Source organism: Novosphingobium pokkalii, assembly GCF_014652855.1.
Classification (GTDB): domain Bacteria; phylum Pseudomonadota; class Alphaproteobacteria; order Sphingomonadales; family Sphingomonadaceae; genus Novosphingobium; species Novosphingobium pokkalii.
Genome location: NZ_BMZP01000009.1, coordinates 147661 through 173265 on the forward strand (window position 1 = coordinate 147661; position 25605 = coordinate 173265).

Sequence of the window (25605 nt, forward strand, 5' to 3'; positions counted from 1 at the left end):
GGCCAACAAGCCAGCCGCATAACGCTGGGGCACGCGCATCATCACCTCTCCTCGTTATCGCGCCGCGATATGGTAATGATACATAACACTTGGGCAAACGATTGCAACTGGCAATGCCCAGCCTCATTTCCATTCATCATATTGCATTTTAAAGATATTTATATGGGCGCAAATGGATGCGCGACCTTTCGCGCAACCGTTTTGCCCGCACAGAATCAGCCCTCGCCGCCATCCAGGTCGGGCGCCGCGCCCGGCGCACCATCAGGGCCGGGGTTCGGCGCGACCAGGCCATAGGGCTCGTAGCGGGCGTCGATGCGGGGCTGGATCGCGCGCGCAGCGGCGAGATCGGCATGGCCGCCGGCCTTGTCGCCGCTGGCCGTGCGGGCCAGGCCACGCACGAACAGCGCGGCTGCCAGGCGCGGGCGGGTGGCCAGCGCAGCGGTCTCGTCGGCAATCGCGGCGGCATAGGCCTGGCGCCGGTATTGCACCAGCGCGCGGGTGTCGAGCAGGCCGGGCAGCGGGCCGGCCTTGCGGATCGCCAGGTCGCTGTCCTTGAGCGCGCGGTCGAGATCGGCATTGGCCAGCGCCCGGTTCCAACTGCGCGCATTGAGCAGGTTGGGATAGGCCGAATCCTCGCGGTGCAGGGCCACCACCGCATCGATCAGCGGCAATCCGCGATCGGCCAGGCCCAGCCGCTCATAGAGCGAGACCACCGGCATGACGTCGAGCGAGCCGCGCGGCAGGTGCGCGGCGGCAGCATCGGTGTCGGCCCGCGCCCCCGCGCGGTCGCCCGTGGCCAGGCGGAGCTGCGCGCGCCGGGTGAGCAGGCGGTGATCGTCGGGCTGGATGGCCAGCGCCGCGTCCAGATCCTGGCGGGCGAGTGCCACCTTGCCGCTGCGCAGCCAGGCTTCGGCGCGATGCTGCAACAGGTCGGCGCGGGTGGGCGCAAGGCGGATCGCCTCGCCAAAATCGGCAATGGCGCCGGCTACGTCGTTGCGATCCATGCGGCCAGAGGCGCGCCCGGCGAATTCGTCGGCGGTCCTGGGCTCAGCGCTCTGTTCGCTCGCGCCCATGCCCTCGGCGCGCGTGTCCAGCTTGCCGATCTCGTGATCGGTCGTCGCCGAAAAGATCGGTCCGCCGTTATAGGTCAGGAACATGGTCTTCTGCGCGCGCGAGACGATCACGTGGTGCGACAGCAGGAAGTCCACGCCCAGCACCATGTCGGCAGAGCGGACATCGTCGCTGTCGTCGATCACCCGGATCGGGCTGTTGGTGATGTTTTCCCCACCGATCGAAATCGTCCGGGTGCGCGCGATCCAGCTTTGCCGCCGCTTGGCGCCGATCCCGCCGATACGGACCGACGCGACCACGTCCGGCGCGCCCAGGTCGATCCCGGCGCGTTCGGCTGCGCGGCGGCCCAGCGTCGAGGTGGGTGCCCCGGTATCGAGCAGCGCGTGCAACGATTGCCCGTTGACCAGGACTTCCACGATGATGTGGTGGTCATATTCATTGACCGGGTTGAACACGCGCGCCTCGCCCACCGACATGCCCTTGCCCCAATAGGCCAGGCTCACGCCGCCGCAGCCGCGCTCCTGGAACAGGTTGACCACGCCTTTGGCCAGGTCGAATTCGGTGGTACCCGTGCCCAGCAGGTTGGAGCCGAGGAAGCCGTTCCCCGCGTCCGTTCCGCCGACCAGGAACTGCACGTTGTGCATGGTCACGCCAACAATGCCGAAATCGCGCACTTGCGCCAGTTCGGGCGTCACCGTGCCGCCAATGCCGGTCAAATGGAAGCCCTGCGGCAGGGGCTGGGTGCTCAGGCCCAGTTCCACCGCGCGCGCCTTGGGCATGAAGTTGAAGAACGCCCCGCTGTCGAGCCACACGCGCGTGGCCGAGCCGTTGACGGTCACCGGCACACTGGCCCGGCTGCGCTCCATTACCACCGGAAGCTTCGCGATCAGGCCAAACTGGCACTTGCCCGCGCTTTCGGCATGGGCAGTGGGCAAGGCGAGCGGCAACGCGGCCACCACAAGCGACAGGGTGGCGCGGAAAGACCGATTCATGATGGCGGGCCTCGGGTCAAAGCGACACGCCGTTTGATCACGAATCCGGGCGCGCCACCAGAGGCAAATAGCGGCAGCTCAATCCTTTTTCGGGTCAGGCGCCCGGCCCACCGCAGGCAGGCCGGGCAAGCGCGTCACGAAGACGCGGCAGCCTTCGTCGCGGCGTCGAGTTCGGCCGCGGTCATCGAGATGAACAGGCCATCGGCGCCCAGGCCGAACGCAGTCTTGGGCAAGGCCACCGGCCCGGCGGCGCGCGCCACGATGACCTGGTCGCCTTTCACTTCCTTGATCGTGCCGATCGAGCCGCCGGCCTTGCCTTTCACCGGCGCGCCGGTGACCATCGCGGCTTCCACGGCAGCGGCGGCCTTCTGGTTGGCGGCGGCCACCTGCTCGTCGATCTGCGCCTTGGTCATGGCGATGATCGGCCCCTTCGGCCCGCTGCCGATCGCGCTCTTGGGCAGGGTCGCCTTGTTGGCGCCGGTATCGACCACCACGGCATCGCCGGTCATGCTCACGATCTTGCCCACTTCGCCGCCCTGCGGATCAAAGATCGTGCCGCCCACGGCCACGCTCGCCCCAGCATTGGCTGTCGGTGCAGCCGGCGCAGCAGTTTGCGCCTGGGCCAGGGCCGGAACGCTGGCCACGGCCGCTGCCGCCACCAGGAAATGGAAAACCTTCACGTGTCGAACTCCCATCTTGCCAAAACGTTAGATCTTGGCCGGGCAGACCCGGCCTGGTCTTGCAACCAGCCATCACCCGATGTGGTTCCCGATATCACGTCGATAATCTTTTTCTTGATGGGAAAATAAGCCCAGCCGAGTGGCTTCGTCAGAAGCCCGCCGTCCACGTCAGCAGCACCTGCCGCCCGCCCAGGATGGTCTGCGGCACGGCATCGCTGGTGCGGCCGATCGTGGCGCGATAGGCCGTATCGTTGAGCGCGTTGCGCAGCGCGAGACGCAGTGTGTGCGTGCCCCACTGACGCGCCACGGCCAGGTCGATCTGGCGCGAGGGGCGCACCCAGGTGTCGAGCGCGCTGCCCGAAAGCGGCGTGGTGCCGGCAAAGGTCGGCACTTCGATCCCATATTCCTGGATATAGGCGCCAGTCAGGCGGCAGGCCGCGTCGGCCGAAATGCGCCCGTCATCGTAATGCAGCCGCAGCAACAGATTGCTGGCCGGCGCATATTGCGTGCGCTCCACCCGATCGAGCGCCGGATTGTTCAGCCGCACCGCGCTGTGCAGCATGGTCAGGTCACCGGCCAGCGCAACATGGCGCAGCACCCGCGCCACGCCGCCCAGTGGCACGGCGGCGCTCGCTTCCAGCCCCAGGATCGTGGCCGTGCCGCCATTCTCCGGCCGGATCAGGCGTACCGCGCGATATTGCATGACCGCGTCCGGGTTGTTGAGATCGTTGCCGGTGTCATTGAGATAGCGTGCCAGCCGCTTGGCAAAGCCGCTCAATGCCAGGTGAAGGCCGCCCGGCCCCTGCCACGCCACGCCCAGGTCCAGATTGGTGCCACGGACCGCGCGCAAGTCCGGGTTGGCCAACTGGATTTCCATCACCCCCTGGCTGTCGCGCGCCGAACTGCCACCGCCGGTCAACTGAAACGGCGAAGGCCGCGTCTGGCTGGTCCACAGCGCCGCGTCCAGCGTCCAGGCCGGCGCCGCGCGCCAGTGCAGGGTCACGCTCGGCAGCAGCGCGGCAAAGCGCGCCGATAGCTGGTTCCAGCCATAGGCGACGCCATCGGCGGGCACGCCGTCGTTGCCCGAAAGCCAATAGCGCCCGCCAAGATGCGACCATTCGCCGCGCAGCCCCAGCGCCAGGTCCAGCCCCTCGGCCAGCGGGCCGCCCACCACGGCATAGGCCGCCAGGCGGTCTTCCCGCAGGGCATAGGCATTGGCATTGCGATCGTCGCTCGTGCGCGGCTGCACCGTGGCCCGGCCGATCGCAGCCAGCAGCGCCGCGTCGGAAATGGTCGGGATGGCATAGTCATAGACCCCGCGCAGCACCGGCCCGATCTGCCCGTCGACCAGTCCGCTGCCGCCCAGCGTGGTGCCCTCCGGCAGGGTATCGGCATAGAGAAAGTGCGCCGTCGCGCGCGTGCGCCACGATCGCACCGCCAGGCCCCCGATCTCGCCATGCCAGCCGGCCGCATCTTCCAGCCGCACCCGCCAGTCCCCGCCCAGCCGGCGGTCCTGGCTGGTCTCGCTTTCCCGCTCCCCCTGGTTGTGCACCGGAAAGGCCAGCGGATTGGCGACCAGCGCCGCGTCGGCGGCATTGAGTTGCAGCACGGGAAAACCGCGCACGCTGGCCACCTGCACCCCACCGGACAGCCGCGTCGTCTGCGGATCCCAGAAGGAAATCTCGATATGGTCCGGCCGGTCGGTGCGGCCCAGCGCGCCAAACACCAGGCCTTGCGCCTGCACCCGCCCGGCGTCCCACGCTGCGGCGAGCTGCGCCATGCCCAGCCGGTCCCGCTCCGGGTTGGTCTCGAACCAGTAATGTGCGTCGGCCCGCACGCTCCGGGTCTCCACCAGCCCGTCCGGCCGCGTCGTCTGGGCAAAGAAGCCGGCGGCGCGCCCGCCCTGCACGCTTACCTGATAGACATCCTGCGCAATCGCCCGGCTCGCCCACATCGCGCTGGCCGTCACCGTCAGGCGCGGATCGGGGCGCCAGCCCAGCGCCACAAACGCGGTTTCCTCGTGCGCCGCGCCGCGCGTCACTTGCGCATTGACCGAGGCAAGCAGCAGGTTCGCCGCCGGGTCCAGCCCGGGCGCGCTGTTGCCCTGGGCATCGGTCAGCGCATAGGCGAGGTTGCCGGACTGGTAGGTCTGCTCCACGCTGGCGAAATGCCGCCGGCTCAGCGCCGCGCTGGCCACCAGCGCCAGCCGGCCATCGCCGCTCTGCCAGCCGAACCCGGCTTTGGCGCCCCAAGTCCCCGCGTTCTGGCCAAAGCGCCAGGCCTGGTCATCCGCCCCGGCCGTCAGCCCCAGCCGCAGCCCCTGCGCCTTGGCGGCAAACGGCCCGAGGTGATCGATATCCAGCGTGCCAGCGATTGCCTCCCCCGCCAGCCGCGCATCGAGCACGCGATGGACTTTCAGCGCCATGTCCGGCGCCAGGGCCATCAGCCCCAGTTGCGTACCCCGGCTGTAAGGCAGGCTTTGCGGAATCTCGATGCCGTCGATGCGGGTTTCAACGTAAGTGCCAGGCAGCCCGCGCATCGCCACGAAATCACCCGTGGCGCGCCCGGCATGGTCCACACGCCCCATCGCCCCTTCCAGCGAGGTGGCCAGGGTGACGATGCCCGGCAGGCGGCCCAGCGCCTCGGCAATCGTGCGATCGGGCAGGCGGCGGATCTGCGCGCTGGCCAGCCCGTCCTGCGGGCGCAACGCCACATCCCCGGCGCCCCACGCGCGCGCTGCCAGCGCCGCTTCCACCACGATCGCGGTGCGGTCCTCGATCGGCCGGGGTGGCAACGGCGCGAATGCCGTCAGGCGGCGCGGCGGCCTTGCTCGAACCGGCGCGGCGGGGCGTTGCAGACGCACCGCGCCGCCCGCCAGGCGTGTGGCCACCAAGCCGTTGCTGCGCGCCAGCCGGCGCAGCGCGCTGTCGAAGTCGGCCGCACGGATGGCCGGCGCCCGTGCCCCGGCAACGTCGCTGGCGGCAAACAGGATGTTGCGCCCGGCCTCCCGCGCCAGCGCCAGCAAGGCCTCGCCCAGCGGCATGGCCGGCAAGACGATGGGTCCGCCGGCACCAGGCGGCTCCTGGGCGCAGGCCGGCAGCGGGGCCAGGGCCAGGGCGGGCGCCACGCAAAGCGCGCCCAGCGCAGCGGCGCTAGCGGCGGTAGACCTCATACCCCCGCTCGGTGCGGCGCCAGGCCACGGGATAGAGCGCGGCGACGGCATCGAGGAACTGCGCCGCATCGCCGATGCGATAAGTGCCATAGACGCGCAGCGTGCCGATCGCCGGATCGCGCAGCGCGATCGGCGTGCCGCTCAATTCCGCCAGCCGTGCCGCCACCGCCGACAGGGGCTGGTCCTGCACCACCAGGCGCCCCTCGCGCCAGGCGAGCGCGGCCGTGGCGTCGACATCGGAAATCGTCGCGGTGTCTCCGCCCAGCGCCACCTGCTGGCCCGGATGCGGCGAAGCGATCACCGCGCCGCTGTGGCTGTCCTCGATATCGATCGCGCCGCGCGCCAGGATCACCGCGGTCTGCCCGTCGCGGCGGGCGACCGAAAACAACGTGCCGCGATCGACCACGCGCACGTCTCCGGCGGTCACCGCAAAGGGGCGCCGCTCGTGCCGCACATCGAACGTGCCTTCGCCCTGCAAGCGCACTGCGCGATCGAGCAGCGTGGCGCGCATGGTTACCGCGCTGCCCGGCGTCAGCCACACCCGGCTACCATCGGCCAGGGCAAAGCTGGCCATGCGATCGGCCGGCGCGGCCAGGCGCTGCTCGTCCACATTCATGGTCCAGGCGGCCACGGCGGCAAGGCCAGCACAGGCCCCGGCACAGGCTAGGCCAAGCGCCGGCCCCGCCAGCCGCCAGCGGCTACGGACATGGCCCTGCGCCACGGCGGCCGGCGCGCGCGCCTTCAGGCCCCGTGCCTGCGCCGCACGGGGCGCGGCGCGCCAGGCCCGCTCGACCAGGTCCATCGCCGCGACATGCTCGGGCCGCTCCTGCAACCAGGCGCGAAAGGCGGCGCGATCCGCCTCGCTGCCATGGCGCGCACGCTCCAGCCACTGCGCGGCCTGCGCCAGAAGGGCGCTTTCCTGAGGGCTCGGCGTGCTCATCGGGCACTGCCCCCCTGGGGCATCGCCAGCCGCTCGGCCATGCGGGCCAGCGTGCGCTCCACATGGTGCGACACCGCCTTGGGCGTGATGCCCAGCCGCTGCGCCGCTTCCTTGTGGCTGAACCCTTCCACCCGCACCAGCAGGAACGCATCGCGCGCCACCGGCCCGATCGCCTCCAGCGCATCGCCCAGCAGGGCGAGTTCCTGCCGCCCGGACGCGATTCGCTCGGGCGCGAGCGCGCCATCGTCGACGATATGCTCGTCCAAGGTCGTGTGGTTGTCGGACAAGCGGGCGGCCTTCCTGCGGTAACGGTCGATCAACAGGTTTGACGCAACCCGGCGCAGAAATCCCCGCACATTGGCCACAGGCCCCGTTTCCGGCGTCGAAAGCACGCGCAGATAAACGTCCTGGACCATGTCGTCCAGATCCTGCCCGTCGCGCATCCGCCGCTTGAGATAGCCGCGCAGCGCCGCCATCTCCTCTGCGCTGGTCGCCAGCTCCAGGCCCCCGCCCGGCTCTGGCAGCGGCGCATGACTATCCCCGTCGATGCTCCGCATGGTCGACCCCGTTCCTGCCATTGCTGCCCCCCGGTAGCGATCCCGTCCGGAACCGGCCCATCCGGGCGGGGACGATCCCCCGCAGGCGCATGGCCGCGGCCCCTAGGCGGCAGGTGTGACAGCGGGATGACAATCCCGCCATCAAATTTTTTCGGGGAATCGCGGAGTGTCGCTGCGTCCTTCCCGGCAGACCCGCCCCGCAGTGGCCGGTCGTGTTCCGAAGGGGGAAGACACATGCCACGTTCCTATCTGCGTATCGCCCTGCTGGGCAGCGCGCTGCACACGATGATCGCACCCGCCCTGGCGCAGCAGGCCCCGCAGGCCGCGCCACAAGCCGCCGACAGCGATGCGCCCGCCGATGCCGAGCGCGCCATCGTGGTGATCGGCACGCGCAAGCAGGCCGCCGACATCCAGTTCCAGTCCTCGCACCCGATCTCGGTGCTGTCAGAGGAAGACCTGCGCCACACCGCCGTGCACAACGTGGCCGAAGCGCTCGGCCTGCTGCCCGGCGTCAACGTGGTCAACACCGGCTCCTCGTTCATCGGCGGCGTCGACGGCGCCTCGCGCGGGGAAGGCATGTACGTGGCCATTCGTGGCCTCAATTCCGAATACAACGTCAACCTGATCAACGGCGTCAACGTCGCGCAGGGCCAGCCCTACAGCCGTGGCGTCCAGCTCACCCTGCTGCCGCCCACCGGGCTCAACACCATCGTGCTCAACAAGGCCTCGCGCGCCGACATGGATGGCGATGCGATCGGCGGTACGGTCGATTTCCGGACGCCGTCCGCGTTCGACTATTCCGATCGCCTGCACGGCAGCGTCACCGCCTCGGGCCGCCTCGAAACCCGCGCCCGCACCTATGGCGACAGCGGCCTGGGCGGCGGCCTGGCGGCAGAGGTCTCGTCGCGCTTTGGCCCCGGCCACACCATCGGCCTCTACGTCAGCGGCTATTACGACCGCCGCACTTATACCAACAGCGAGATTCGCGGCGCGCAATCGGCGCATGACGATGGCAGTTGGGGCTATCTCAACGCCTCGAACAGTTCGGGCGCGGCCTATCCCGGCCTCGATCCCGAACGCAACGCCGCGCTCACCGGCTTCGACGCCGGCGTTTCCAGCGGCACCTCGCGCCGCTTTGGCGGCAACGCCTCGCTCGACTGGCGCCCGGACGATACCACCCGCGTCTATCTGCGCGGCACCTATGCCAAGGCGCTGACGGAACAGGATTCCACCCTGGCCCAGTTCAACGGGGGCACCAAGGCGTGGATTCTCTCGCCCGGCACCGACCGCTACGTGCTGACCGTGCCTTCGGTCTCGGTGCGCAACTATTTCGAGACCAACCCGGAAACCGCGATCCTCGCCACGGCGGCCTTTGGCGGCGAAAAGCAGTTCGGTGACTGGAAAGTCGCGCCCGAAGTGTTCTACAGCGAAGGCCACAACAACCGGCCCAACCATATCGAGGCTTCGGCCCGCATCAACCAGTCCGACAAGTACACCAGCGGCTCCAAGATTCCGCTGGGCGGTCAGTCGGTGGGCTATAGCGACAACTACCCCGTCGCGCTGTACAACCAGGCGATCTTCAACGCCTTCGACAATTCCGCCAGCGTGCTGCCCGCGCGCCGCGCCGGCCAGTTGACCGAACAGTTCAGCGGCCAGCGCAAGTGGGGCGGCCGCCTCGACGTCAGCCGCGATTTCGGCGACGATGGCGTGCTGCGCAGCATTGCCTTCGGCGCCAAGCTCCAGACCAGCAAGCGCGACGTCACCAGCCGCGACTGGACGACGGACTATGTCGCCAACTATCTTGGCCACACCGCCACCTGGGCGCAACTCGGGCTGACCAACGGCACATATGCCCACACCTACCCCGGGCTTTACGAATGGTCGCTGCCGCGCTTCAACAAGGATGCCCTGTTCGCCCTGTTCCGCAAGTACCAGTTCGCCAACGAAGCCGATGGATCGAGCTACAACAGCTTCGACACCTGCGGCTCGCTCTATGTGAACAACTACAATTGCGGCACGCTGTCGGGCCGTGAAACCGTGTCGGCGGTCTATGCCACCGCCACGCTCAAGACCGGCAACCTGGAAGTGATCCCGGGCCTGCGTTTCGAACACACGTCGATCCGCAACACCTATTGGGTCATGGCCTATTCGGGCGGGGTGGAACAGCCCGGCGCCTTTGCCAGCAACCGCACCAGCTACAACGAACTGCTGCCCAGCCTCTTCGTCAACTGGCGTCCCAATTCCACGCTGGTGGCGCGCGGCGACGTGTGGTTCTCCTACACCCGCCCGCCGTTCTTCCAGCTCGGCGGCAGTTCCACCGCGCGCACTGGCGACGATGGCAAGGTCACGGTGGTGGAAGGCAATCCCAACCTCAAGCCGATCCGCGCGATCAACGCCGATGCCTCGGTGGAATGGAACTTCGCCCCGGCCGGCCACGCCATGCTCGGCGGCTATTACAAGCGCCTGACCAACTACCTCTATGACAGCGGCACCACCCTGCTCAACACCGCCACCAGCGACGGCACGAACCAGACGTTCGTCACCCGCCCGCTCAATGGCGGCAGCGGCAATATCTATGGCGTGGAACTGCAAGTGCAGAAAACCTTCGTCGAGCTGCCCGGCGCGCTGCGCGGCTTTGGCCTGGGTGCCAACCTCACCCGCCAGTGGACCAGCGTGGACATCGGCAACGGCGTGATCCGCAACATCCAGAACGCACCCGACGTGATGGCCCAGGCTCGCGTGTTCTACGCGCTCGGCGGCTTCTCGATCGACGCGATCTACAACTATACCGGCGCCTACCTGGAGTCCTACAACTACCTCGGCCAGCCCACCAAGTGGGACGACCGCTGGGTGCGCCCGGTCAAGCGCGTGGACCTGCACGCCGGTTATGACTTCGGCAATGGCCTGAAAGCCGATGTCTCGGTGGCCAACTTGTTCAACAACTACACCTATTGGGCGCACATCGGGCGCCATTCGCTGGCCATTTCCGACATCGTCAATTCCGGCACCACCGGGCTGGCCAGCATCAAGTATTCGTTCTGATCCCTCGACTGGAGCGGCGGCCTGGTGCCGCCGCTCCTTTTTTGGCCGCTTTCGCGGTTCTGTCCCATTTTCAAGGTAGCGCCCTCGCCATGCACCGCCCCGCCCGTATCACACTGAGCCTGGCCGTCTGCCTGGCCGTCGCGCTTACCCCCGCCTGGGCCGCCGCCCGTCCTGATTCTGCCCGCTCTTCTGCCAGCCGCTATCGCGTCGATCGCGTCGTCCTGCTGATCCGCCACGGCATTCGCGCCCCGCTCGATGGCGAAGCCGCCGCCGCGCCGCTGGCCGACCAGCCCTTTCCCCGGTGGAACACCCCGCCCAGCCAGTTGACCCCGCACGGCGCCCAGGCGCTGGAGCGGCTCGCGGGCTACATGCGCACGCGCTTCGTCGGCCAGGGCCTGCTGCCCGGCGGCGGTTGCCCGCAAACCGGCCAGCTTGCGATCTGGACCAACAGCAAGTCGCGCACCATCGCCAGCGGCCAGGCCCTGGCCCAGGGCCTCGCGCCCGGTTGCGCCGTGCCGGTCGAGCATCGCCCCGAAGACCAGGCCGATCCGCTGTTCGACGCGCTCGACGCCCAGGCCGTGCCGTTCGATGCCCGCGCCGCTGCCGCCAGCATCAATGCCGAGCTGGACCAGGGCCGCGCGCTGATGGTCGGCATGGGTCCGGCGGTCGCCACGATCGAGCGCGTGCTCGGCTGCCGCCGCCCCTGCCCGATTTCAACCCTGCCCAATCGCATCGCCCCGTCGGCGGATGGCAAGGGCCTCACGCTCTCCGGCCCGATCGATCTCGCCTCGGGCACCGCGCAAGTGTTCCTGCTGCAATATACCCAGGGCATGCCGCTGGCGCAGGTGGGCTGGGGCCGTGCCTCTGCCGCCGATATCGCCGCGATGTCGCCGCTCCATGCCCGCCTGTTCGATGTCTTCGCCCGCTCGGCCTATATGGCGCCGCGCGTCGGCGGCCTCATCGCGCGGCGGATCGCCACCACGCTCACCGCGCCCAGGGCGCCCGCCGTCTCGGTGCTGGTGGGGCATGACAACACCATCGCCGCCGTCACCGCCCTGCTCGGCACCGGCTTCCAGTTGCCCGGCTATGGTCGCAACGATCCCCCGATCGGCGGCGGCCTGCTGTTCGAGCGGCTGATCGACCGCCGCACCGGCCGCGCCACCCTGCGCCTGTCCTATCTCGCGCAGACGCCGGACCAGGCCCGCAGCCTCGCGCCCCTGCCGCAATCCGGCCCGGCCGCGCCACACCATCCGCTCGCGCCCGGCCGCTGCGGCCCCACCTGCACGCCGCAGGGCTTCGCCACCCTGATCGCGCAGGAAACCAAGGTGCTGGACGAACCGCGCTAGCGCGGCACGGTGAACGCCGCGCGCGCCTGCGCCACGCGGGCATGGATCACGCAGTCCGGCGCATGATCGTTGACCAGGCCCATCGCCTGCATGAAGGCATAGGCGGTGGTCGGGCCAACGAACGCCCATCCCCGCTTCTTCAGGTCGCGGGACAGCGCGGTGGAAGTGGGTGTCACCGCCACCACGGTGGCGCTGCCCGCCGCGCGCGGCGGTTCCTCGAAGCGCCAGAAGTAGGCGGCCAGCGAGCCTTCCTGTGCCACCATCTCCACCGCCCGTCGCGCGTTGTTGATGGTGGCGGCAATCTTGCCGGCATGGCGCACGATGCCCGCGTCCTGCATCAGGCGTGCCGCGTCGGCATCGTCGAACGCGGCCACGGCGTGGAAATCGAAACCGGCAAAGGCAGCCCGGAAATTGTCACGCTTGGCCAGGATCGTCCGCCAGCTCAGGCCAGACTGAAACCCTTCCAGCACCAGCTTCTCGAACAGCCGAACATCGTCGGCCACGGGAAAGCCCCATTCGCTGTCGTGGTAGGCACGATATTCGGGGGTTGCCGCGCACCAGTGGCAACGCATCTGTCCATCAGGGCCGGGGCTGGTGGCGGTCATGGGCACGGTTTCCTTTGCTTGCGCCGGTGATTGCCGCGTCATGCCCCAAGGGGCAGGCCCGATCCACCGCAAACGGCACCTGCCCGCCGGAACTGCCCCCGCGCCTGCCGGGTTGATCCCCAGACACTGGGAAAGGATGCAATCATGGCCGAAGGTCTGCGCAAGGGCAGCAAGGTGAAGTGGCAGGCAAGCGGCGGCACGGCCCACGGCAAGGTCGTGCGCAAGGTGACGCACACGATGCACGTCAAGGGCCACAAGGTCGCGGCAACGCCAGACGATCCGCAGATTCTGGTCGAGACCGAAGACGGCGCCCGCGCCGCACACAAGCCCGAAGCGCTGCACAAGGATTGATCCCATGGCCGAGCAACAGACCTTCACCCCCACCCAGAAGATGGCCGCCAACGCCCGCCGCGGCCTGCGCCTGCGTGAGAAATTCGGGCGCGGCGGCACCGCCGTCGGCCTGCGCCGCGCGCACCAGTTGGCAGAGCGGCGCGAGGTAAGCGAAAAGGACGTGAAAGCCATGGCCAGCTATTTCGCCCGCCACGCGGTGGACAAGCAGGCCAATGCCCATCAGTGGGACAGCAACAGCGACCCTTCCGCCGGGTTCATCGCCTGGCTGCTGTGGGGCGGCGAAGACGGCCGCAAGTGGGCCGAAGCCAAGCGCGCGAAACTCGCGAGCTAACCGGCCAACCCGTCAGGCCGTGCCGCTGCGCAGATAGCTCGCGGCAGCGCCGGCATCCTGCACGTCATAGGCAAACCACGTGCCTCGTGCGTGATCGAATACCTGCACCACGCCCTCGCCCACGCGCGCCTCGAAATGCCCGCCGCTGGCACGATCGAAGCCGCGCACCTGGTCGCCTTCGATCGTGAACGAGAGGTAGGCCTTGGTGCCTTCGTCATGGATTTCGGGCAGCGTGCCGCCAAAAGCGACATTGCGTTCGCCGTCGAAGCCTTTCACGCGATCGTCGCGCCGCTCGGCCGCCACGCGGCGGTCGCGCGCGGCGTCGTGGTCGAACAGGCCGGCAACCGGCTTGCCGGTGGTGGAGGCAAAGGCGACAGCGGCGATCACCGCGCGAATATCCGGATCCATCAAGCCGATGTCGCATGCATGGCAGGGTTCTTCAACCCCCGCCCCTGTCGTGCGACTTATCCCCACAGTGCCTTTAGATGCGCCAGCCCGGCGCGGGCATAGGCGGCAGGCGGCGCCAGCGCCGGGTCCTGCTCGGCCTCGATCACGATCCACCCGGCATAGCCGATCGCGCGCAGCGCCGCGCAGACCGGCGCAAAATCGATCGCGCCATCGCCCGGCACGGTAAACATGCCGGCCAGCACGCCATCCAGGAACGAGGCGCCCTGCCCGATCGTGGCCGCCGCCACGCCCGGCCGCACGTCCTTGGCATGAACATGCGCCACGCGCGCGGGATGGTCGCGGATCACCGCCACCGGATCGATCCCGCCCAGCCGGGCATGGCCGGTATCGATCACCAGCCCCACGCTCTCGCCCGTCGCATCGATCAGCCGCGCCAGATCGTCGGCATCCTCAACCACCGTGCCCAGGTGATAGTGATAGGCCAGGCGCTGGCCCCGTTCGGCCAGCCGGTCACCCAGCGCCGTCAGCATCGCGCCGAACGCGGGCCATTCCCCCGGCGCCAGTCGCGGCCGGGCGCGCAGCGCCACATCGCGCCGGCCATGGACCGCGCCGCTGGTCTCGGCCAGCACGAACACCCCGCAGCCACAGGCGTCGAGCAGCGCCGCCTGCACCTCGATCGCCGCGCGTTCCCCCGCCAGGCCATGGGCCAGCAACCCGCTGCCATGCCAGGCCCCCGCCAGGGCCAGCCCGGCGCCCTGCAACACCTGCGCCAGCGCCGCCGGCTCGGCCGGAAACACGCCGCCGCGCTCGATACCGGCAAAGCCGATCGCCGCCGCATCGTCCAGGATCGTCGCCAGCGGCGTTCCCGCGCCCAGGCTGGGCAGATCATCGTTGACCCAGCCGATCGGGCTCACCCCCCACCGCACCGTCATGGCTGCTCCATCCCTTCCCCGTCATTGGCAGAGCCCTCCGGCACGGGCACGTCCCACCAAGCGCCGCCCAGATCGCGCCCGCCATCAGGATCGGTTTCGATCACCAGCACCGTCGGCCGGTCGGGCGCACGCGGCGCGCGCAGCGCCGCTTCCAGCGCGGCGACATCGGCCATCTTGTGCGCCTCTGCCCCCAGCGCGCGGGCATGAGCGACAAAATCGATCCCGCCGCCGCGCAAGGTCGCAAACGAGGCATTGCCGGTGCGTCCCTGCAAGCGGTGGATGCAGCCAAAGCCGCGATTGTCGACCAGCACCACGGTAAAGCCCACGCCCAGCGCCACCGCGCTGGCCAGTTCGGCATTGAGCATCAGATAGCTGCCATCGCCCACCATCACCACCACGTCCGCCTCGGGCCGGGCAAGGGCCACGCCCATGCCGCCCGCCAGCTCATAGCCCATGCAGGAATAGCCATATTCCACGTGATAGTGCCCCGGTGCCGGGCAGGGCCAGAAACGGTGCAGGTCTCCGGGCAGGCCGCCCGCCGCCCCCACGATCGTGGCATGGGGCCGCGCGCGCTGCACGGCACCGATCACCGCCACGTCATCGGGCAAGTCGCCGTTCGGCACCGGGCAATCGAGCGCCGCGCGCACCGTACCATGCCAGTCCCGCGCCCAGCCGGTGGTCGCCTTGGCCCAGCCGGGCGGCACCGTCCAGCCGCGCAGCGCCTGCGCCAGGGCCGCCACCACCACGCCGGCATCGCCCAGCACCGGCTGCGCGCCATGCTTGGCCACGTCATGCAGCGCCAGGTTCACCTGGAACAACCGGGCATCGGCGGCAAACAGCCGGCGCGATCCGGTGGTGAAATCCTGCAAGCGCGTGCCCAGGCCCACGATCACGTCGGCCACGCGCGCCGCCTGGTTGGCCGCTGCGCTACCGGTCACGCCGATCGCGCCGAGCGCTCCGGGCGCATCGGCGGGCAGCGCGCCCTTGCCTGCCTGGGTCTCGGCCACCGGCAATCCGCTCGCAGCCGCCAGCGCGGCCAGCGCCGGCCCGGCCCCGGCATAGAACACCCCGCCCCCGGCGATCACCAGCGGGCGCTCGGCCTGGCGCAGGGCGTCAACCAGCGCTGCCAGCTCGTCCGCGTCGGGCGCCGGGCGCCGGATCGACCACAGGCGCGGCGCAAAAAACGCCTCCGGCCAAGTAATCACCTCGGCCTGCACGTCCTGGCACAGCGCCAGCGTCACCGGGCCACAGGCCGCCGGATCGGTCAGCACGGCCATCGCCCGCGGCAGCGCGTCGAGCAATTGCTCGGGCCGCGTGATGCGGTCGAACAGGCGGGAGACCGGGCGGAAGCAGTCGTTGGCCGAAACCGTGGCATCGGCAAAGTGCTCGATCTGCTGCAACACCGGATCGGGCCGGCGCGAGGCAAAGACATCGCCGGGCAGGAACAGCACCGGCAGGCGGTTGGCATGGGCCAGCGCGGCGGCCGTCACCATGTTGGTTGCCCCCGGCCCGATCGAGGTGGTGCAGGCCATCGCCCTCCGCCGGGCATGGGCGCGGGCATAGCCGATCGCAGCATGGGCCATGCCCTGCTCGCTGTGGGCGCGATAGGTGGGCAGGCGCGCCGGATCGGCAGCCGCCAGCGCCTGGCCCAGCGCGGCCACGTTGCCATGGCCGAAAATCGCCCATACCCCGCCGAAGAACGGCACGCGCGCGTCGCCCTCCGCGCCGGGCACCAAGACGTCCTGCGCCGCCAGCCAGCGCACCAGGGCCCGCGCCGCGGTCAGCCGCATGGCGCCAGCGCGCGGCTGCGCGCCTCTCGCCACGTGGCGACCATCTGCGCAAAGTTCGCGGTCAGGCGAACCAGCGCGGTTTCATCGTCGATCATGCCGGTAAACCATTGCTGCGCCACATCGTGCCAGATCGCGCGCCCCACGGCAAAGCCCTTGACGATGCGGCGCGGCGCGGCAGCGGCAAAGCTGCGCGCCAGGTGCGCCGGGCTGCTTTCCGCGCCCAGCACCACCACGCCCCGGCACCAGGGATCGGCGTCGGCGATCACCGCTTCGATCGCGGCCCAGGCGGCCGGATCGTCGGTCGCCTCCAGCTTCCACCAGTCGGGATAGATCCCCAGCGCATAGACATGGGCCATGACCCGCGCCACGGTATCGTGCGCCACCGGGCCATAGGGCGCGGCGATGATTTCCAGCAGCAGTTCATGGCCCGTGCCCCGCGTCGCGTCGAACAGGCGCAGAAGTTGCGCGTCCTGCTCTGCGCGCAAGTCCGCCGGATCGTCGGGGTGATAGCGCAAGTTGCATTTCACCGCATGGGGCCGGGGCCAGGATCGCAGCGTGATCGCCACGTCCGCCCCGCCCTCGAAGCGCAACGGGCGCGATCCCGAAATCTCGATCGGCCGTCCGATCCAATAGGGCGCGTCGGCCGACTGGGCCAGCGCCCGCGCGCCAAACCGCCCGTCGAGCAGCAGGCCACAGGCGCGATCCCCGGCGGCGGTGCGCTCCATCGCCTGACTGGCCAGGTCCTTGAACGTGGCCACGCGGTCCTCGTCGCCGCCGCCGCTGTCGATCAGCGTCTCGAACAGGCCGCGATGGTCGATCGCCAGGATGGTCAGCGCTTCATCCGCCGGGGCGCGGGTGGTCGCCCAATGCATCTGCTCCAGGCTGGCGGGGCTGCGCGCGCCCCCTGCCGCCATGAACGCCTCCAGCTCCGGCCAGGTGGGCATGGCCGGGGCGCAGCCGTGGCGCGCCACCACGATCGCGCCGCAGGCATTGCCCCACGCGGCCGAGCGCGCCATCGGCTCCCCCCGCAGCCAGCCGCGCAGGAACCCGGCCATGAACCCGTCGCCCGCACCCAGCACATTGGCCACCGGCACGGCAAAGGCCGGGGCCACCAGCCCTTCGTCCAACTCGCCAGGGATCACCCCTTCAAACACCACGCAGCCTTTCGCGCCGCGCTTCACCACCACCGGCGCGTCGGTCAGCGTGCGGATCGAGCGCAGCGCGTCGAGCGTGTTGGTCGATCCGCCCAGCAGGTGGATTTCCTCTTCGGTGCCGACCACCAGATCGACCAGATCGAGCGCGCGCTGCATCGTCGCGGTCACGCTGTGGCTGGCCACGAAGCGATCCTCCCCGGCGTCGCGCGGCGCCAGGTCCCACAACACCGGGCGGTAATCCACGTCCAGCACCACGCGCCCGCCCTGCCCGCGCATCAGCGTGGCGGCGCGGCGGCAGGCGGCTGCCGTCTGCGCCGTGGAAAAATGCGTGCCCGACAGCAGCACCGCGCCGGCCTGCGCGATCAGCGCGGGATCGATGTCCGCCTCGCACAGCGCCATGTCCGCGCAATCCTGGCGATAGAAGATCAGCGGGTAGGTGCCGTTCTCGCGAATGCCCAGCAGCACCAGCGCGGTCAGCCGCGCCGGATCGCTGCGCACACCGCGCGTGTCCACCCCTTCGCGCACCAGTTCCTCGCGGATGAAGCGACCCATGTGATCGCCACCCACCCGCGTGATCAGCCCGGCGTTCAGCCCCAGCCGCGCCAGGCCCACGGCGGTGTTGGTCGGGCTGCCGCCCAGGTATTTGGCAAAGCTGGCCATATCCTCCAGCCGCCCGCCCACCTGCTCGCCATAGAGATCGACCCCGGCGCGGCCGATCGCGATGATATCGAGTGGCTTCATGGATCGCGCCTTGTCCCCGGGTTTGGCGTGCTGCGCTCCGCTATGCCGCCAACCGCGCCGCCTGGCCAGTGCCGCCCTTGTGCAGGGCGCAGAAATCAGCCCATAAGCGCGGCAGCAGCAGCGGCAGGGGTTCATGCACGATATCGTTCTAATCGGCGCCGGGCGGATCGGCGCGGTTCATGCAGCGCACATCGCCCGCCATCCCGGCCTGCGCCTGGCCGTGGTGGCCGATATCGATCCCGCCGCCGCGCAGGCTCTCGCCAGCCGCCACGGGGCGCAGGCCATGGCGCCCGACGCCGCGCTCGCGGTGCCCGGCCTTGCCGGCGCGGTGATCGCCAGCCCCACCGCGCTCCATGCGCCACAGACACTGGCCGCCGCCGCGCGCGGCCTGGCGGTGCTCTGCGAAAAGCCGCTGGCACTCGATCTTGCCGTGGCGCAGCAGGCCCTGGCCGGGCTGGAGGCGCAGGGCGCGCGCGTGCTGATGGGCTTCAACCGCCGCCACGATCCCGATTTCGCCGCGCTGCGTGCCGCACTTGCCGCCGGCCGCATCGGCGCGCTCGAAACCCTGCATATCATCAGCCACGATCCCGCCCCGCCCTCGCCCGCCTATGTCGCCACGTCGGGCGGTCTGTTCCGCGACATGGTAATCCACGATTTCGACATGGCGCGCTGGCTCTTGGAGGAAGAACCAGTGGCGGTGCTGGCCGCCACCGCCTGCCTGGTCGATCCCGCGATCGGCGCGGCCGGCGATGTCGATACCGCCAAGACCATCCTGCGCACCGCCAGCGGGCGCCTGGCAGTGATCAGTTCCAGCCGCCGCAGCGGCTATGGCTATGACCAGCGGATCGAGGCATTCGGCGCCAGCGGCGCGCTGCGCGTGGGCAATGTGGCGCAAAATCGCGTCGAGCACTGGGGGGCGCAGGGCGCGAGCGAGGCGCCGTTCCTCGATTTCTTCCTCGATCGCTATGCCGCCGCCTTCGCCGCGCAGATCGACCATTTCGCCCAGGTGATCGCAGGCGCCCCGCCGCTGGTCACCGCTGCCGACGGCCTGCGCGCGCTGCGCCTGGCGCAGGCGGCGCAGGAATCGGCGCAAACCGGCGCCTTCGTATCGGTCTGATCGCGCCTATCGGGCGGCGCCGAGCGCGTTGACCGGCGGGCGCGCATCGCGGGCGCGGCCGAAGGCGGGATTGGGCCGCGTGTCCATCTCGAACACCAGGTGCCCGCCCCGCGCCAGCTCGGCATGGGAAATCCAGCTTCGCGGCCAGGGCTTGCCGTTCCAGCGCACCGCGCGAACATAGACCGCCTGCTCGCTGTTGCCCGGCGCCTCGATCACCAGGCGCCCGCCCGGCACGGCCAGTTCCGCCCGCGTGAACAGCGGCGATCCGAACACCCACACCCCGCTCACCGGGTCCACCGGATAGAGCCCGAGCGCGCTGAGCACGAACCACGCGCTCATCTGCCCGCAATCCTCGTTGCCGGCCAGGCCATCGGGCGCGGCGCGATACATCGTCGCCATCAGGCTGCGCACCCGCGCCTGGGTCTTCCACGGCGAGCCGGACCAGGCATAGAGATAGGCCACGTGATGGCTCGGTTCGTTGCCATGGGCATATTGGCCCACCAGCCCCGAAACATCGGGCGGGGCATCGCCGGGCAGCGTGCTGTCGGCGGTGAACAGCCCGTCGAGCTTGGCCTCGAACGCGGCATCCCCGCCCATCAGGTCGATCAGCCCTTGCGGATCGTGCTGGGCCATGAACGTCGCCTGCCAGGCGTTGCATTCGGTGAAATCACGCCAGTGGTTGGTATCGTGGCCCAGCGCGCGCGGATCGAACGGTTCGGCCCAGGCGCCGTTGGCCAGGCGCGGCCGCACGAAGCCGGTGCCCTTGTCGAACAGGTTGCGCCAGTTGCGCGATCGCGCGCGCAGCGCCTGCGCATCGCCTTGCGCCCCGGCGGCTTCGGCAAGGGCGGCCATGGCCCAGTCGTCATAGGCATATTCCAGCGTCTTGCTCGCCGCCTCGCGCACTGTGTCGGCGGGGATATAGCCCAGCCGGCGATAGGGCTCGAGCCCGCTGTCGTTGCGCGCGAACGCCAGGTGGCGCAGCGCCGGCCACAGCCGCGCCAGGTCCAGCCCGGTGGCGCCCTTGTTCACCGCCTCGGCCATCACCGCCACCGAATGCCAGGCGATCATGCAATGCGTCTCGATCCCCTGCAACGGCCAGACCGGCGGCCCGAACGGGCTTTCCAGCGTCATCCGCGCCAGGTTGCGGGCAAAGGCGGCATTGCGCGGCGCGTCGATCAGGCTGAGCAGCGGATGCAGCGCGCGATAGGTGTCCCACAGCGAATAGGTGCTGTAGTTCGCTTCGCCCGCCGGCAGGGTGTGGACCGCGCTGTCCATGCCGCGATAGCGCCCGTCCGGATCGGCAAAGAGATTGGGTGCGGCCGCCGTGTGATAGAGCGCGGTGGCCATGATCGCGCGCTGGTCGCGCGTGCCGCCCTGCACCCGCACCGCGCCGAGCCGCTCTGCCCAGGCCGCGCGCGCCGCGCCGCGCACCATGGCAAAGTCCCAGCCGGGCACTTCGGCGTCCAGCGCGGCCAGCGCCCCGGCCACGTCCACGCCGGAAAGACCCACTTTCACCATGACCGGCGCTGCCCCGGCATCGGGCAGCATCAGCGCCGCTTTCAGGTTGGCCCCGGCAACCTCTGCGGTTCCGGCCGGCAACGCGGCATCGTTACAGAAGAACTGTACCTGCGCGGCCGGGCGCGACAGGCGCAGGGCAAAGTGGATCTGCCGCCCGTCGGCCCACTGGTGCACGCGGCGGCTGCCCACGATCAGGTCGGGCGCCACCAGCTTCAGGCTGCCTTCGGTCACCTTGGTCGGGCCGGAAGGATCGTCCGCCAGGCTCGCGGCATCGGGCTCGTCGCGCGCACCATGGGCAAAGTCGATCAGCAGATGCCCGGCGCCGGGAAAGCGATAGCGGTGCAGCCCCACCCGCGCCGTGGCGGTCAGTTCCACGCCGATGCCGCTCTCGCGCAGCAGCACGGCATAATAACCCGGCTCGGCCACTTCGTCCTGATGGTCGAAGCGCTGGCGATAGCTGCCTTGCGGCTGCGCCAGCGTGCCGGGCGAAAGCACCACCGGCCCGGTGCGCGGCACCACCAGCACGTCCAGCAGATCGCCCACCCCGGTGCCGCTCAGGTGGTTGTGCGAAAAGCCGAGCAGCGTCGTATCGTCGTGGTGATAGCCCGAGCAGGCATCCCAGCGCGCGTTGTCGGTATCCGGGCCAAGCTGGACCATGCCGAACGGCGTGGTCGCGGCCGGGGTGACGTGGCCATGCCCGCCCGTGCCGATCATCGGATCGACCAGGCCCAGCATGTCTTCCCCGCCCGCCGCCGCCGCCAGCGCCGCCCCCGGCCGCGCCAATCTGCTGGCCATCACCCCGGCCACGCCGACCGAACCCTTGAGCATGCCTCGACGCGAAGACTTCATCGCTTTCTCCAGCCTTTCAAACGAAGCGGGACCGGGCAGCCCCTTTCTGCCCGGTCCCGCCCCCCAACCCGCCGATCGCGGGCCCGATCGATCAGAACTTGACGGTCGCCGTCACCAGCGAGGTCGTGCCCGAATTGACGATGTCCGACACCGCCAGGCTGTTCTTGCCGATGTGCGACCAATAGCTCGGCGTGTTGAACAGGTTCGCGATCGAAAGGTCCAGCTTGAACATCTGGCTGAAGGCATAGCCGGCGTGCAGGTCCACGCGGCTGACCGGCCGCACCCACACGTCGTCCCAGGTCGAATTCTTGCCCAGCGTATCGTAAAGCGAGACATATTCGCCGGCATAGCTGTAGTTCACGTCTAGCGAGACCGGGCCTTTCTCGAAGAACACCTGGCCATTGGCCATGACATCGGGCGCGTTCTGGATGCGGTCCATGCGCGTGCCGTCGCCCAGCACGTCCACCCGCGTCCACTGCCGGGTAAAGTTCACCGCCACGCCCAGGCCGGAAAGCAGGCCAGGCAGCGCCGAAAACTTCTGCCGCGCCTGCAACTCGATGCCATAGACATGGCCCGAACCGCCGTTGACCGGCTTGTAGGTCACCGTGCCGGTGGTGACGCCCACGTTGGTGCCGGTGACGATCCCGGCGCTGCTGCCGTTGTCATAGATGTAGTTCGACAGGTGCTTGTAGAACCCGGCCAGCATCACGTGCCCGCCGCCCGGAATGGTCCACTCGCCCGAGGCATCCAGGTTGATCGCGCGGATCGCCTTGAGGTTGGGATTGCCCTGGGTGATCGTGGTCACCCCGCCCGACACGTTGGTGGAAGCACCCCCACCCAGTTGCAGGAACGGCGGACGGACATAGCTGGTCCAGGCCGAAGCGCGATAGACCGCGCTGCCTCCGGGGCGATAGGTGAAGGCCACGCTCGGCAGCACGGCATCGAAGCGCGACTTGTTGGACGAGAACGCGCCGGTCGCGGTGTTGCCGTCAGTCGTCGGCGTCACCCAGAACACGTTCTTGATGTCGGTGTGCTCATAGCGCACGCCGGGCACGATCTCCAGGTCGCCATACTGCAACTGGCCCATCACATAGCCGGCCCAGACCGTCTCGTTGGCCTTCTGCGTGTTGCAGTTGTAGCTGTTGATGGGGTTCGATCCGCAGGTGTCGATCGTGGCGTCGGTCGCCCCGCCAAGCTGGTTGAACAGCGCAAAGACCTTGCCCTGGTCCACCACCGGCACTTGCCAGAGATAGCGCTTGGGCCAGACCGCGGGATAGATTTCCTTGAAGATTCCCAGGTCGCCCAGCGTGCTGGCATTGCCATAGCCCGAAACGGTGTAGTCGCGGTTGGTGATCTCGCGGTGGCTGGTCTCGACGCGGAAGCCGGCCTTGAGGAACGACAGGTGGCCCCCGTCGAAATCCATCTTGAAGTCGATCTTGCCGCCGCCCTTGCGCTGGAAGCTGGTCTGCGGGGTATATTCGGGCGCCCCGCCGGTGGCCGGCATGGCATTGATGTTGTTGAGCTGGCCGCGCAGCGTGGAATTGAGCAACGGCACAGGATAGCCGTTGTCATAGCCGAACAGCGTGGACCCGCCATAGGCAACGGCGGCATAGCGGCCAGCCACTTCGATGTGGTTCGGGCGGGCATTGCTGCCCCAGCTATAGAACAGGCTGGGCGACACGGTCAGGCGCCCGGCGTGCTTGTCCATGCCCAGTTGCACCGTGCCCAGCGTGGCGATGGCCGGATTGGTTTCATACCAGAAGCGCGCCTGGACGTTGCCGATCACCGGCGCATAGGTACCATTGCCCAGCGCCGTGCCGCTCGATCCGTCCAGCTTGCCGCCGCCCACGATCTGGGTGAGCTGGCTGTTCTGGTCGGTCTTGGCGCGGGCATAGCTGGCACGCAGGTAGATCGAGGTATCCGCGTCCGGGTGCCAGTCGAACGTGCCGTTGCCGCCATAGCGTTCGGTATAGCCGCTCGACAGGCCGAAGTTGGCCGCCGTCAGGATCAGGTTGGAGGCGGGATCGAGGCCCGGCGCGCTGTTGCCGGCGGCATCCTGCACGGCAAAGTCATAGCCATTGTCGCAGCAGCCCGATTCCTGCACCCCGCCCACCAGGCTGTTGGCGAAGTGGCGGATATCGTAGAACCCGCTGACATAGAGGCCGAACTGGTGGTCCGCGCCGAACTTGCGGGCATAGTCGGCCCCCGCGTTCCAGCCCAGGCCGTTCTGGCCATAGGCGCGGGCGCGGCTTTCCATGCGGCCACCCACCGTCACCGAGGCGCGCGAATCGTCGGCATAGTCGAACGCCGAAGGGGTGCGGAAATCGATCGTGCCGCCGATCGCGTCGCCCAGCATGTCGGGCTGCGAAGTCTTGTTGACGATGATCGTCTGCAAGCCCGAGGGGGGCAGCAGACTCAATTGCACGCCGCGGCTATAGGGATTGCCCTGCGCCACCGACACGCCGTTGATCAGGTTGATGTTGTATTCGGAATTGAGCCCGCGCACCGACACGAACATGCCTTCCCCGCGCGAGGCGCCGTCGACGCCCCCGGCAAAGGCCGAACCCGTGTTCATCACGTTGATGCCCGGCACCGTGCCCAGCGCCTCGGCCACGTTGTGGACGGCGGTGTGCTGCAAGTCCTGCGCGGAAATGACGTTGACCGTGTTGGCCGATCGCATCTGCAAGGTCGCGGCCTGATAGCGGTTGCCCACCACCACAATGCTGGCGCCAAGCTGCCCTTCGGTTTCGGCCGATGTTCCCGGCGTCGCGGGCGCGGCCGGGGCGGCAGGTGGCAGGGTCTGGGCATGCGCCGGCACTTGGGCCGCCAATGCCAGCATCAGGGTCGATCCGCTGAGCAGCAGACGCGACCGACAGAGCAAACCGATCATTTCCATATCCCTCACATCCCTTTCGCCACATTGCCGGGCGTTGGTCATATGGAATGGTATTGCTCGGTTTGTGTCAATATGATTTTTTCGTTTCCATCTTTCTTGATATAAAAATTTCAAAATTGCGGCATACGGATCACGCGCTTGCCGGTCAGGAAGCGTCACCCGCCGGCGCCCCACCGCCAGCAGCCACATGGCGCTGCTGGTCATAGGCCAGCCCCACCACCAGCGCCTGTGCCAGGCACAGCGACGATGACAGCGAGCGAAAGCCCCGCACTTCCGATTCGCGCACAAGCAGGGTCTGCGTCGCGCGCTTGGCAATCGGGCTGAGCAGGCTGTCTGAAATCGCCAGCACTTTGGCCGCGGCGGCGCAGGCCGCCTCCACCGCCGAAACCGTTTCCGGCGCATAGGAGTGATAGCTGATCGCGATCATCACGTCGTCCGGCCCGATCGCGCGCAATTGCTGCGCGGCCAGGCCGCCCACCCCGTCCACCAGCATGGTCGGCTTGCCCGCCTGCGGCACGGCATAGGCGAGGTAGGCCGCGACCGGAAACGCGCGGCGCATCCCCACCAGATGCACCACCCGCGCCGCCGCGATCAGCGCCACCGCGCTGGCCAGCCCTTCGCGGCCGACCATCGCGCGGGTATTCTGCAAGGCCAGGATATCGCCTTCGGCAAATTCGTCGATCAGCGCGCCGATGCCCCCGGCCGAGACCGAATCCTCCACCGCCGCGCCAAACTGGTGGACCCGCTCGCTATAGCCCAGCGCGCTGTTCTGCGCGATCAGGCTGTCGCGCAGCAGGCGCTGCATCGGCCCGGCCCCGGTAAAGCCCAGCGCCTTGGCAAAGCGCACGATGGCAGAGGGTTGCGTGCCCGATCGCTCCGCCAGTTCGTTCAGCGTCAGCAGCGCCATGTCTTCGGGATGGTCCAGCACATAGCGGCCCACCTGCTGCAAGACCTTGGTCATGCCGTCATAGCGCGCCAGGATCATGTCGCGCAGTCCATCGGCGCTGTCGGGCAGGTTGCTGTCAGCGTCAGGTATCGAGGGTGTCATCGCGGTCTCCCATGGCCCGATCGATATATGCCCATGACTTGCCGATGCAACATTTCATGGTGGAA

Annotated in this window: 18 protein-coding genes; 5 read left to right on the top strand and 13 right to left on the bottom strand. The window is 69.1% G+C overall.

Annotation, left to right across the window (positions count from 1 at the left end):
• Window positions 1–215: 215 nt before the first annotated feature.
• The 5 genes from IE191_RS11675 to IE191_RS11695 form a co-directional block, all read right to left on the bottom strand.
• Window positions 216–2063, bottom strand: coding sequence for an aspartyl protease family protein (locus IE191_RS11675; protein WP_191324531.1), 1848 nt, complete (start codon window positions 2061–2063; stop codon window positions 216–218).
• Window positions 2064–2197: 134 nt separating this feature from the next.
• On the bottom strand, window positions 2198–2743 hold the full coding sequence (locus tag IE191_RS11680; protein WP_229815284.1) for a hypothetical protein: 546 nt from the start codon (window positions 2741–2743) through the stop codon (window positions 2198–2200).
• A gap of 148 nt (window positions 2744–2891) precedes the next feature.
• On the bottom strand, window positions 2892–5915 hold the full coding sequence (locus tag IE191_RS11685; protein WP_191324533.1) for a TonB-dependent receptor: 3024 nt from the start codon (window positions 5913–5915) through the stop codon (window positions 2892–2894).
• On the bottom strand, window positions 5896–6855 hold the full coding sequence (locus IE191_RS11690; RefSeq protein ID WP_191324534.1) for a FecR family protein: 960 nt from the start codon (window positions 6853–6855) through the stop codon (window positions 5896–5898). Before IE191_RS11690 ends, IE191_RS11685 begins: the two co-directional genes overlap by 20 nt.
• Window positions 6852–7412, bottom strand: a complete 561-nt coding sequence (locus IE191_RS11695) for an RNA polymerase sigma factor (RefSeq protein WP_191324535.1) — start codon at window positions 7410–7412, stop codon at window positions 6852–6854. The genes IE191_RS11690 and IE191_RS11695 overlap by 4 nt, the downstream gene beginning before the upstream one ends.
• Before the next feature lie 234 nt (window positions 7413–7646).
• Here IE191_RS11695 and IE191_RS11700 point away from each other — a divergent pair, with 234 nt between their 5' ends.
• On the top strand, window positions 7647–10454 hold the full coding sequence (locus IE191_RS11700; protein ID WP_191324536.1) for a TonB-dependent receptor: 2808 nt from the start codon (window positions 7647–7649) through the stop codon (window positions 10452–10454).
• An 89-nt stretch (window positions 10455–10543) separates the two neighbouring features.
• Complete coding sequence (locus IE191_RS11705) at window positions 10544–11800, top strand: histidine-type phosphatase (protein ID WP_191324537.1); 1257 nt, start codon at window positions 10544–10546, stop codon at window positions 11798–11800.
• Here the strand turns inward: IE191_RS11705 and IE191_RS11710 are convergent.
• Window positions 11797–12405, bottom strand: coding sequence for a DNA-3-methyladenine glycosylase I (locus tag IE191_RS11710; RefSeq protein WP_191324538.1), 609 nt, complete (start codon window positions 12403–12405; stop codon window positions 11797–11799). The two genes, IE191_RS11705 and IE191_RS11710, sit on opposite strands and share 4 nt — an antisense overlap.
• Window positions 12406–12549: 144 nt before the next feature.
• Between IE191_RS11710 and IE191_RS11715 the strand changes: the two genes are divergently transcribed.
• Together IE191_RS11715 and IE191_RS11720 are read left to right on the top strand one after the other, a co-directional pair.
• Entirely contained in the window at window positions 12550–12756 is a 207-nt protein-coding gene (locus IE191_RS11715; RefSeq protein ID WP_191324539.1) for a hypervirulence associated TUDOR domain-containing protein, read from the top strand.
• A gap of 4 nt (window positions 12757–12760) precedes the next feature.
• Window positions 12761–13087 (top strand): hypothetical protein, encoded by a 327-nt coding sequence (locus IE191_RS11720; protein WP_191324540.1) that lies wholly within the window; start codon window positions 12761–12763, stop codon window positions 13085–13087.
• A 12-nt stretch (window positions 13088–13099) separates the two neighbouring features.
• On the opposite strand, the gene IE191_RS11725 is transcribed toward IE191_RS11720, so the two are convergent.
• Genes IE191_RS11725 through IE191_RS11740 form a run of 4 tightly spaced genes read right to left on the bottom strand, consistent with a single transcriptional unit; the run spans window position 13100 to window position 18112 of the window.
• Window positions 13100–13495 (bottom strand): hypothetical protein, encoded by a 396-nt coding sequence (locus IE191_RS11725; RefSeq protein ID WP_191324541.1) that lies wholly within the window; start codon window positions 13493–13495, stop codon window positions 13100–13102.
• Between the two features lie 56 nt (window positions 13496–13551).
• Window positions 13552–14427 (bottom strand): myo-inosose-2 dehydratase, encoded by an 876-nt coding sequence (gene iolE / locus IE191_RS11730; protein WP_191324542.1) that lies wholly within the window; start codon window positions 14425–14427, stop codon window positions 13552–13554.
• Window positions 14424–16217 carry a 3D-(3,5/4)-trihydroxycyclohexane-1,2-dione acylhydrolase (decyclizing) gene (gene iolD / locus IE191_RS11735; RefSeq protein WP_191324543.1) on the bottom strand — a complete coding sequence of 598 codons (1794 nt, stop codon included), beginning with the start codon at window positions 16215–16217 and terminating at the stop codon, window positions 14424–14426. The genes iolE and iolD overlap by 4 nt, the downstream gene beginning before the upstream one ends.
• Complete coding sequence (locus tag IE191_RS11740; RefSeq protein ID WP_191324544.1) at window positions 16208–18112, bottom strand: bifunctional 5-dehydro-2-deoxygluconokinase/5-dehydro-2-deoxyphosphogluconate aldolase; 1905 nt, start codon at window positions 18110–18112, stop codon at window positions 16208–16210. Before IE191_RS11740 ends, iolD begins: the two co-directional genes overlap by 10 nt.
• Before the next feature lie 133 nt (window positions 18113–18245).
• On the opposite strand from IE191_RS11740, the gene iolG reads away from it, so the two are divergent.
• On the top strand, window positions 18246–19229 hold the full coding sequence (gene iolG, locus IE191_RS11745; protein WP_191324545.1) for an inositol 2-dehydrogenase: 984 nt from the start codon (window positions 18246–18248) through the stop codon (window positions 19227–19229).
• A 6-nt stretch (window positions 19230–19235) separates the two neighbouring features.
• Here the strand turns inward: iolG and IE191_RS11750 are convergent, their stop codons facing one another.
• From IE191_RS11750 to IE191_RS11760, 3 genes are all read right to left on the bottom strand, one after another.
• On the bottom strand, window positions 19236–21596 hold the full coding sequence (locus tag IE191_RS11750) for a GH92 family glycosyl hydrolase (RefSeq protein WP_191324546.1): 2361 nt from the start codon (window positions 21594–21596) through the stop codon (window positions 19236–19238).
• Between the two features lie 91 nt (window positions 21597–21687).
• Window positions 21688–24486 carry a TonB-dependent receptor gene (locus IE191_RS11755; RefSeq protein WP_191324547.1) on the bottom strand — a complete coding sequence of 933 codons (2799 nt, stop codon included), beginning with the start codon at window positions 24484–24486 and terminating at the stop codon, window positions 21688–21690.
• 151 nt (window positions 24487–24637) lie between these two features.
• Entirely contained in the window at window positions 24638–25540 is a 903-nt protein-coding gene (locus tag IE191_RS11760) for a MurR/RpiR family transcriptional regulator (RefSeq protein ID WP_191324548.1), read from the bottom strand.
• Window positions 25541–25605: the final 65 nt, after the last annotated feature.